At 34.7% G+C, this 9,900-nt stretch carries 6 protein-coding genes and 1 rRNA gene; 3 read left to right on the top strand and 4 right to left on the bottom strand.

What is annotated here, in order from left to right; all coding sequences use genetic code 11:
* Positions 1-3: 3 nt before the first annotated feature.
* Genes FYJ80_RS10055 through FYJ80_RS10065 form a run of 3 tightly spaced genes read left to right on the top strand, consistent with a single transcriptional unit; the run spans position 4 to position 4,629 of the window.
* Positions 4-1,626 (top strand): glycoside hydrolase family 13 protein, encoded by a 1,623-nt coding sequence (locus FYJ80_RS10055; protein WP_154426514.1) that lies wholly within the window; start codon positions 4-6, stop codon positions 1,624-1,626.
* Position 1,627: 1 nt separating this feature from the next.
* The gene (locus FYJ80_RS10060) at positions 1,628-2,494 is read left to right on the top strand and encodes a carbohydrate kinase family protein (RefSeq protein ID WP_154426516.1); all 867 of its coding nucleotides are present in this window, start codon (positions 1,628-1,630) and stop codon (positions 2,492-2,494) included.
* The gene (locus tag FYJ80_RS10065) at positions 2,491-4,629 is read left to right on the top strand and encodes an alpha-galactosidase (RefSeq protein WP_154426518.1); all 2,139 of its coding nucleotides are present in this window, start codon (positions 2,491-2,493) and stop codon (positions 4,627-4,629) included. The genes FYJ80_RS10060 and FYJ80_RS10065 overlap by 4 nt, the downstream gene beginning before the upstream one ends.
* A gap of 41 nt (positions 4,630-4,670) precedes the next feature.
* On the opposite strand, the gene FYJ80_RS10070 is transcribed toward FYJ80_RS10065, so the two are convergent.
* From FYJ80_RS10070 to rrf, 4 genes are all read right to left on the bottom strand, one after another.
* Entirely contained in the window at positions 4,671-6,101 is a 1,431-nt protein-coding gene (locus FYJ80_RS10070; protein ID WP_154426520.1) for a sodium:solute symporter family protein, read from the bottom strand.
* Positions 6,102-6,756: 655 nt separating this feature from the next.
* A complete protein-coding gene (locus tag FYJ80_RS10075; RefSeq protein ID WP_154426522.1) occupies positions 6,757-7,812 on the bottom strand; it encodes a nucleotidyl transferase AbiEii/AbiGii toxin family protein in 1,056 nt (351 codons plus the stop codon).
* The gene (locus FYJ80_RS10080) at positions 7,809-8,549 is read right to left on the bottom strand and encodes a DUF6577 family protein (RefSeq protein ID WP_154426524.1); all 741 of its coding nucleotides are present in this window, start codon (positions 8,547-8,549) and stop codon (positions 7,809-7,811) included. The genes FYJ80_RS10075 and FYJ80_RS10080 overlap by 4 nt, the downstream gene beginning before the upstream one ends.
* Before the next feature lie 1,231 nt (positions 8,550-9,780).
* Positions 9,781-9,894, bottom strand: a 5S ribosomal RNA gene (gene rrf / locus FYJ80_RS10085).
* Between the last annotated feature and the right edge of the window lie 6 nt (positions 9,895-9,900).

Here is a 9,900-nt window from a genome sequence, read left to right on the forward strand (position 1 = left end):
TACATGGAAAGAAAATGGTGGAAGGAAGGATGTGTCTATCAGATATATCCTAGATCCTTTTATGACTTTAATGGTGATGGAATCGGTGATTTAAAGGGTATTACAAAGAACCTTGAGTATGTTAAGGAGCTAGGTGCTTCTATTATTTGGTTAAACCCTTGCTACAAAAGTCCAAACGATGATAATGGCTATGATATCTCTGATTATCGTGCAATTATGGATGACTTTGGAACTATGGAGGACTTCGATGCTCTACTTGAAAAGGCACACTCCTTAGGACTAAAAATCATCATGGATTTAGTTGTAAACCATACCTCTGATGAGCATGAATGGTTCATTAAATCCTCATCCTCTAAAGACAATGATAAAAGTGATTGGTACATTTGGAAGGATCAAAAGAATAACTGGGGTGCATGCTTTGGCGGCTCTGCTTGGGAGTATTGCGAAAGCAGAGGTCAATACTACCTACACTCATTTTCTAAAAAGCAGCCAGATTTAAACTGGGAAAATAAGGATGTAAGAAATGCAGTCTATGACCTTATGAACTATTGGGGTGATAAGGGTATAGATGGCTTTAGAATGGATGTTATCACAATGATAAGTAAGGACCAGTCCTTCCCTGATGGAGAATTAAATGGTGAATATGGTGATAGCTCCAAATATACAAATAATGGACCTAGGATTCATGAATTTTTAAAGGAAATGAATGAAAAATCTATCTCCCATTATGATTGGCTTACCGTTGGTGAGGGTGCAGGTGCTAGAGTTGAAGATACTCTTAGCTATACAGATCCAAAGAATAAGGAGCTCAATATGATCTTCTCATTTGAGCACATGAACTACGCAAAGCCTCAATGTGAAAATAATTGGAAGGAGGATAAATTTCTCCTTCCTGGATATAAAAGGATATATAAAAAGTGGCAAGAGGGCTTAGACCAAAGGGGCTGGAATACTCTTTATTTAGAAAACCATGACCAGGTAAGAAGTGTTTCTAGATATGGCAACACAACAACAAAGGAACTTTGGAAGAAGAGCGCTAAGGCACTTGCTGTTATGTATTATTTAATGCAGGGAACTCCATACATCTATATGGGACAGGAGCTTGGCTTAACAAATACATGCTTTAATTCAATAGATGAATATAGAGATATTGCAGCAAAGAATGATTATTCTGTCATGCTTTCTAGAGGCTTTTCAAAGGAAGATGCCTTAAGACTATTAAATCTCACTAGCCGTGATAACTCACGTACTCCATTTCCTTGGAATGAGAATGGTGGATTTACTACCTCTAAGCCATGGATAAAGTATAACCAAGATATTAGCTTTATCAATGTTGAGAGTGAGAAAAAGGACCCTGATTCAATATTAAACTTCTATAAGAAGCTAATTGCACTTAGAAAGAATAGTGACACATTAATATATGGAAGCTTTAAGCTATTAGAAGAGGATGATGAGTCTTTATTTGTTTACTCAAGAACTCTTGGCGATGAGAAGTATTTAGTTGTTGTTAATATGTCTGAGGACATAAGACAATATAAAACAGAAGGAAAGGTTGTGCTTTCAAACTATGATGATAGCACAGATGTATTAAGAAGCTGGGAAGCAAAGGTCGTAAAGGAGAAGTAATATGGATTTTATTTCATTTGGTGAAATTCTTTTTGATGTATTTCCTGATAAAGCAACACTAGGTGGAGCTCCATTAAATGTTGCAGGTCATTTAACTAAGCTTGGTTTAAATGGTGCAATTTTATCAGCAGTTGGTAATGATGAGCTTGGTAAAAGAGCTTTAAATGAAATTGAAGCTCTGGGACTTTCAACAGACATGATAGCAACACTTGATTATGAAACAGGAAAGGCAATTATTACATTAAATGGTAAGAATGCAGAGTATGAGTTTAATGATCCATGTGCTTGGGATAATATTCCTCTTCAAGCTCTTCCTGAGAATGTAACTCTAATTTATTATGGAACTCTTGCTCAGAGAGGAAATAGTAAAAATACTCTTAAAGAGCTTCTTAATAGTGTTCAATCACAGCATAGATTCTTCGATGTAAATATCAGAAAGCACTTCTATAGTGATGAGATAATCAAAGAGGGTGTTGAAAACGCAACTATTTTAAAGCTCAATGATGAAGAGGTAGATATAGTTCTTGATGCCTTAAAAATTGAGATGAGAGGCTATAGAGGTCTCGAGGAATTATTCAAAGAGTATAACCTCGATTTAATCCTACTCACTAAGGGTAAGGAGGGTACTATGTGCTTTAAAAATAAGTGGTACAGAGTTCCTTGTGCTCCAGTTGAAGTAGTTGATACAGTTGGTGCAGGGGACAGTCTCTCAGCAGGGTTCTTAGCTTCATATATCAAAACTGGCGATTTAGAGAAATCCCTACTCTTTGGATCTCATATTGCTGACTACGTAGTAACAAAGCGTGGTGCAATTCCTGAGTATGATGATAATTTAGTTCAATATTTAAAAGGTATATCTTTAATATGATAAAAGTTGAAGGATCTCTATTCACTTTATCTGGGGACAGCTACACATACCAGATGAAGGTCGATGATTATAAGCGACTGCTACATCTATATCATGGACAAACTATCGAAGGTGATGCCTCTACCCTACTCTCTCTTAGAGATAGAGGCTTCTCTGGCTCTCCTTATGAAGCAGGAACGGATAGGACCTATTCCTATGACTATCTTCCTCTTGAGCTTAGTGTATTAGGTGAAGGTGATTTCAGAACACCAAGCCTAGTAATTGAGCAGGAGGATGGTACAATATCTGCTGCATTTAGATATGTAGGATATACACTTTATAAGGGCTCTAAAAAGCTTGAAAACCTTCCAAGCGTTGTTATTGAAGATGCAGAATGTCTTGAGATAACACTAGAGGAGGAGCTATCAAAAGCAAAGCTAATCCTAACATATATCGTTAAGGATTCATCATTAGTTAGAGGACTTAAGCTTATTGCCTCTTCAAAGGCTATTACAGTTACAAAGGCTCTATACTCACTTGATAGCTTATTTGGAAACTTAGATGTTACATACTTTGAGGGTAGACACTGTGGGGAGAGAAGTAGAAGAAGAGCAACAATTAATACTGGAGCTTTAACATTTACTTCAAGAAGAGGTGCAACCTCTCACCAAATTAATAATGGCTTCATCCTTTCTGATAGCGATGCAACAGAAACTAGTGGTAACTGCTTTTCTCTAGAGCTTCTTTGGTCTGGCTCCTTTACCTTCTTTGCACAAAAGGATCAATATGGTGGCTCAAGAGTTGCTCTAGGTGCTGGTAGTGAGCTTTTTAGATACACTCTAAAAGATGAAGAGCTTACTCTTCCTGAGCTTTTAATAACATTCTCTAGCAATGGCTTTAGTGAGCTTTCTATAAAGAATAATAGATTCATAATGAATTATATTAGAAGAAAGAATAGCTCAAAGCTTGTTAACCCTGTATTACTCAATAACTGGGAAGCAACCTATTTTGATTTCACAGGTGAAAAGCTTTTAGCTATTGCAAAGGAAGCTAAGAAGCTTAATTGTGATCTCTTCGTCCTTGATGATGGCTGGTTTGGTAAACGAAATGATGATTTATCATCTCTAGGTGATTGGTTTGAGAATAAAGATAAATTAAAGATGGATTTATCAGAGCTCTCAGATAAAATTACAAAAGAGGATATTGCATTTGGTCTTTGGGTTGAGCCAGAGATGGTAAATGAGGAGAGTCTCTTATATAAAAAGCATCCTGAATGGGCTCTAAAGCTTTTAAATAAGGCTCCTGTTCGTGGCAGATATCAGCTTGTATTAGATTTATCAAATAATGAGGTTATTGAGTATATCAAAGCCTTTCTTGATGATTTAATTACAAGAGGGAAGCTCAGCTACATAAAGTGGGATTACAATCGCTTTATTACAGACTTTTACTCAAGTGTCACAGAGGTAGGTAAAATTGAATATAAGTATATGATCGGGCTATATTCAATCTTTGAGTATCTAAATGTGAAGTACCCAGATTTAATTATTGAAGGGTGCTCTGGTGGCGGTGGTAGATTTGATTTAGGATTAATCTACTACACTCCTCAATCATGGCTTAGTGATAATACAGATGCTATTGAGAGACTAGATATAGAATTTGGTTCATCATATCTATACCCTATTGCAACCTTTGGATCTCATGTATCTGCAGTTCCTAACCATCAGACTCATAGAACTACACCTCTATATACAAGAAGTAGTGTTGCAATGCTAGGCTCCTATGGCTTAGAGCTTGATCCAACAAAGCTCTCTGAGGATGATAAGGCTGAGATAAAGAGAGAAATTAGTGATTACAAGAAATATGCTTCTTTAATAAAGGATGGTGATTTCTACCGCCTTTTAGATAGTAATGAAGCATCATGCTGCATGGTTGTATCTTGTGATAAATCAAAAGCACTTTTAATTGCTGTAAATCGATTATCTCATGGAAATCCTGTAGATAGATATGTAAAGCTTAATGGTCTTGATGAAACTAAAAGCTATAAGCTTAATGGAAAGGTTTATCCAGGAAGATTACTTATAAATGGAGGTCTACTCCTCCCATTTACATTCCAAGAGGACTATGAGGCTGTAAGGCTTTATATCGAAGAGCTTTAAAGACTAATGGCAGGTCATTGACCTGCCACTATTTATTTTAATTACTTTTCATCGATATATGCTGATGGAGCACTTTCAACACCCATCTTCCATTCAATTAAGTTAATAATAAAGAATGTTACAGTACCAACAGCACAACCAAATACTACAGGTAAGATTCCTAAGAAGAAATCACCACCAGAGAGAATCTGCCAGAAGATTACACCTATAGTACCTGTGATAATAGAAATCTGACCAGAGTGCTTTGTTGCTCTAGGTATAATAAGGCCAAGACCATAAGCAGCAAAAGGTCCTGCACAACGAATAGCAAAAGCAAAGGTATTCATTGTTACAATATTGATATTAAACATTGAGATTGCCATAGCAATTGTACAGAATACAACGTTTAATGATCTTGTATATAAAATTGATTTCTTATCATCAACGACAAGCTTTGTATAAGGCTTAATAATATCATTCATAGCCATTGTTGACATACAAAGTAGGTTAGAATCTGCTGATGACATTGTAGCTGAAATAATAGCAGCAGAAACAAGACCTGTAATAAAGGTTGGAGCAAACTTACTTGTTACGCTCATCATAGCATTAGAAGCCACAACATTTGGAAGAGAATCCTTAACTGCAAGAGCTGCAAGACCAAGTAGAGTTGGGAAGATTGCCATAGCAGCCATTAAGACACCAGATAATAATGATGCTCTAAATGCTGTCTTTTCATCCTTAGCACTCTCAAAGCGGCTAATCATCTCAGGACCTGAGAGGAAGGTACAGAAGTAGTTAAAGATATATCCAATTATAACAACCCAACCAATCTTAGTAGGACTAAGCTGTGCAGCTGGAAGCTTTGCACTTAGTGCCTGCCAGCCTCCAATTCCATTAATTACAAATGGAGTTGCGATAGCAAGACCAATAAAGATGATAATAAACTGAACAAGGTCAGAAATCTGGTCTGCGATCATACCACCAAGTGTTGTATATAGAATAATTACTATACCAGCAAGGATAAGACATACATTCATTGGAATGCCTGTAAGAGCTGAGACAACACTACCAGAAGCAGCAACCTGAGAGGATGTTAAGCAGAATAAAGCTATGATATTCAATATTGCAGAGAAGATACTACTTGATTTACCAAATCTTCTTCCAATAACTTCAGGAATTGTAACTGCAAGTGTCTTTCTGATTTTTGGAGCGAAGAAAGCAAGTGGAATCATAGCTATTGAAGCAGCAAGTACATACCAAATAGCACTCATGCCCCAAGCACCGAAGGCTTTACCTGCAAGACCAGTGGTAGAGCCACCACCAATATTATTTGCAGATAGGGAGAATGCAACCATGAATAATCCCATTCTTCTTCCAGCAACCATATAGTCTTCGCTATTTTTAATTTTTAGCTTACCAACTATAGCACCAATAACGAGCATACCAACTAGATAGCAAATTACAATGATAATAGCACCAGTGTTAACTACCATAAGCTCCTCCTAAATATTGATTAGTAATTTTATCATAGCTTTTTAAAACAAGATAAAAAAAACAACGGATATCTTAAAAAAGACTCCGTTGTCGTTTATTAGCAAAGCACAATTATATAATTTATGTCAATTAAATAGCTAAAAAAATAAGATGTCCTCATATGAAAAAGAATGATGCTATTCTATTCGTGACGGCGAATGGAAGCTGGTTTTAGTACAACTTGATTTCGAAATGGAGCATCTTATGATAACTACCTCATATAAAAAAATAGTTCACACCAGTTATTCGATTACTTATTCAGCAGAAGTATAGATGAAAGTTAGAGCTACTTTCCAGCTTCCATACATTCCATTAATAAAATGAGACCGGGATCATTCTATGTCGATAAGTGAAGCTAGTCGTTCTAATAGCAGTCAAATTTTAATTAAAGGAGGGCTTACATATGGATAAGCTCGATGGTTTCGACAGGATAATAAGCAGTGACTTGTCGAAGAGGACATTCAAAACATGTGTACTTACACGATAAAAGAACTTTGAAGACAGAAACATTATTTCAGAGAAGGCAGGAAAGGTATATCTGTTATGTCCAGGAAAACTTAAAATTAAAATAAAAATTCAAAAAAATTAGTTTTTCCATTGATATTAAAAGCATCTTTAATTTGTTCTTCTATATTCACTAAGAAGTCGATCAGCCTTAACAAGATAAGCATACTGCAAAGGATGAACTTTCTTTATCTTTGACAAGAGTTTTAAATCTGGCTGTTCAAGAGTATCTTTCACATATTCATCATATCTTTCAATACTTTCATAAGGCGTTTCTGTTAACAAACATGCAGCCATATAAATTATATTTGCTGCTCTATATGAAGCGATTTCACCTGAAAATCTTTCTGAAAAAATATGCGTTGCAACCCCTCGAATTCCATCTAGATATAGAGGATAATCATCACTGCCAATGCTACCCCTTGAAGCTATCACTATTGATGATGCAATAGTATCATTAAGGACATCTTTATAGTTAATATTCAAACCCCGGTAAGCAATTTCAGATACAACAATACTTTTATATGTTTTTTGCACATCTAAAAAACATGTATGCTCTTTGATTAGGATTCCAATATCATAAAACTGTTTCATCACTTCCAAATCTTTATTAGCTCTTAATGGTACCCCAGTTGTATGAGGAGCAAAAGCTGTTAATTTATCGCCTAAAATACAATTGATGGAAGGGACCATAACGGAAAGATTTTCCCCTTCTGTCAATAGTAATTTATTTTCGATTTTTCTAAGAATTAGTTCTTCATAATGGTTTTCTTCAAAGAGAACATCCAACAAGATGTAGAATTCTTGTTTTCTAATTGGAGATAAATAGGTGAATTTAAAATGTCTCTTTTCAATATTGTTCTTTCCAATGCGTACCTGTTCCTCATATCGTATAAAAGGGAACAGACAGGATGCTTTTGCTATATATTTTTCTACATCTGTCCCTGGTGTAACAATGATATCAATATCCGTAGACAGTCTCATTACTTGAGGAATAAGAAGCATCAAACAGCTTCCACCCTTAAATATAAATTCCATCCCAGTAAGTCTCAGTGCCTCCAATAAGCCTAAGGCATAAAGTGCACGTTCAATAAGCTGGGGATCCTTTCGACTTTTCAATTGAAGTTGTTTGATGTGATCTTCGCCATAATTATCTTTACTTATCATAGTTTCAATTCCTTTGATACAAAATTTACTTCTTCACTAATAAACTTTAAAAATTTTTCATAAGCTCCTCGTCTTCTCAAATATCGTACTATGACATTTTTATCTATTGCATACTTTTCAACAGCATCATGAAAGATAACTTGGTACTCACCTTTATAGACTACTTTGCTTAAAATTTTGTCTACAACAATATCTACAAGCATCTTCTCTAACCTAGTATCCCAAAATGCATTTATTCCTTTCGGGCTTTCCGATGGTAGCTTTTCAATAACTATAATATCATCTGTCATATACCGATAAAGTTCTTCGATACTCGGCTTTAAGAGAATAGATCCTCTATGATTCTCAAACAATGTGTTGAACACATCTGTTTCCAGACCACCTTCAACAAAAAGAAATATAATATTATTTGCAACCTGATGGTTTACAAACTCATTTATCTGAATCAGTTCAAATAATCTAAAATCTAGAAAAGGATGAGCCTTGATTATTTCATCTGCTAATAATATTACCTGCTCAGAATGAGGGAATTGATATATCTTCTTAGATCCTGATAGCTTGTATTGATTTCTTCCAATTCGAATAATATCTCTATTATCAATCATCCGCTTAATCATATGGTTTACGATGTTATCTGTCGTCTTAACATTATTCAAAGCCATAATTAAATGTAAGTCAGCACGATTGAAGGTCGGGTACTTTGCAAGTTTTTCTAAAATAAACTCAGTTTCTACCATTTTTTATTCCCATTTATTGATATTTCGGCATGAATTATTATTTACTGCCGTTTTATCATATATATAATATACTTTAAAATCATAATAAGCAATAGATATTTCGGCAGTATTTATATGTTACTGCCGTTTTATCATGCAACTTTGAATAGTTCTATGAAATTAAAAAAAGCAATCAAAAACTCATCCCCCACTGGTGAGAAACATATAATGAACGAATAATCTTCTGATTATGGCTGCATGCAAAATAAATGAAACAAGATTATTATATAACAATACCTGTATTAATGAGTATTTAACATCAATAGCACCAATAATTCACAGTTGAGAACCACTCAATTCACGCTTAATCACCACTTAAACTATGCCTAGGATTCTATTACTTAAAATGTAATTTTTATCTTGTGAGGACTTTGGTAAGTATAAAATCAATGTACTTAAAATATTAGCATCTATGCTCCAAAGTTTTTCAAACAACAACATTGTAGCTACTTATAAAGCATCTAAAGATAGTATTTAAGATTTAGTTTCATTCGCAAAGTATAAGGGTATATTACCAGTAGGTTCTATGCCTACACCCACTCAACAATTTATTTATAGTTATATTCACATATTAATTTGCTAAACAGGATATATGAAAATTCTAAAATAGAAGGCATACTTTATGAAATTACTACAGTATTGTGATATATAGAATTCATGATTTAGATATCAATACTTTGAGTGAAATAAGGTCAATACTTAGTGGTGCGATTCTGCAAATCCCTACCAAAGTATGAATCTGAGATAAGGCAAATTGTCAATTCCTACAATTTTGCCAAGAAGCAAAGAACACAACTAATAAACAAGCTACACTCAATATATCATATGAATTGAGTACCTGAAGTAAAGAAAGCTGATCTTGAAAAGAATGAATAAAGGGTATTTATTATTGTAGAAAGGATTGATGCCTTAGCTTATATGAATGCAACTATGGTTGAAGAACTGATTACATCGGTAGAGCTAAAGATTGAGAAGTATATAGATATAATGAGAAATTTCATTTTGTTATACATATTTTTCTCATTTAGGTATTGTCAAGAGAGGACAAATAAAAACACTGGATAATCTAAAAAACTTCGTTGTTTAAATTAAAATTTATGTCAATTTTAGATAAAAAAACCATCCTAAGGAGGATGGGTAAGGAAAAATCTATAATAAACATTGCTTAAAGCAATGAGAAAGGCGAAAAAAAACCTGGCAACGACCTACTCTCCCACGGACAAGCCGCAGTACCATCGGCGAAGAAGCGTTTCACTGTCGTGTTCGGGATGGGAACGTGTGTTTCCACTTCTCTATGGTCACCAGGAAATTC

This window comes from Bullifex porci (genome assembly GCF_009695635.1).
Taxonomy (GTDB): domain Bacteria; phylum Spirochaetota; class Spirochaetia; order Sphaerochaetales; family Sphaerochaetaceae; genus Bullifex; species Bullifex porci.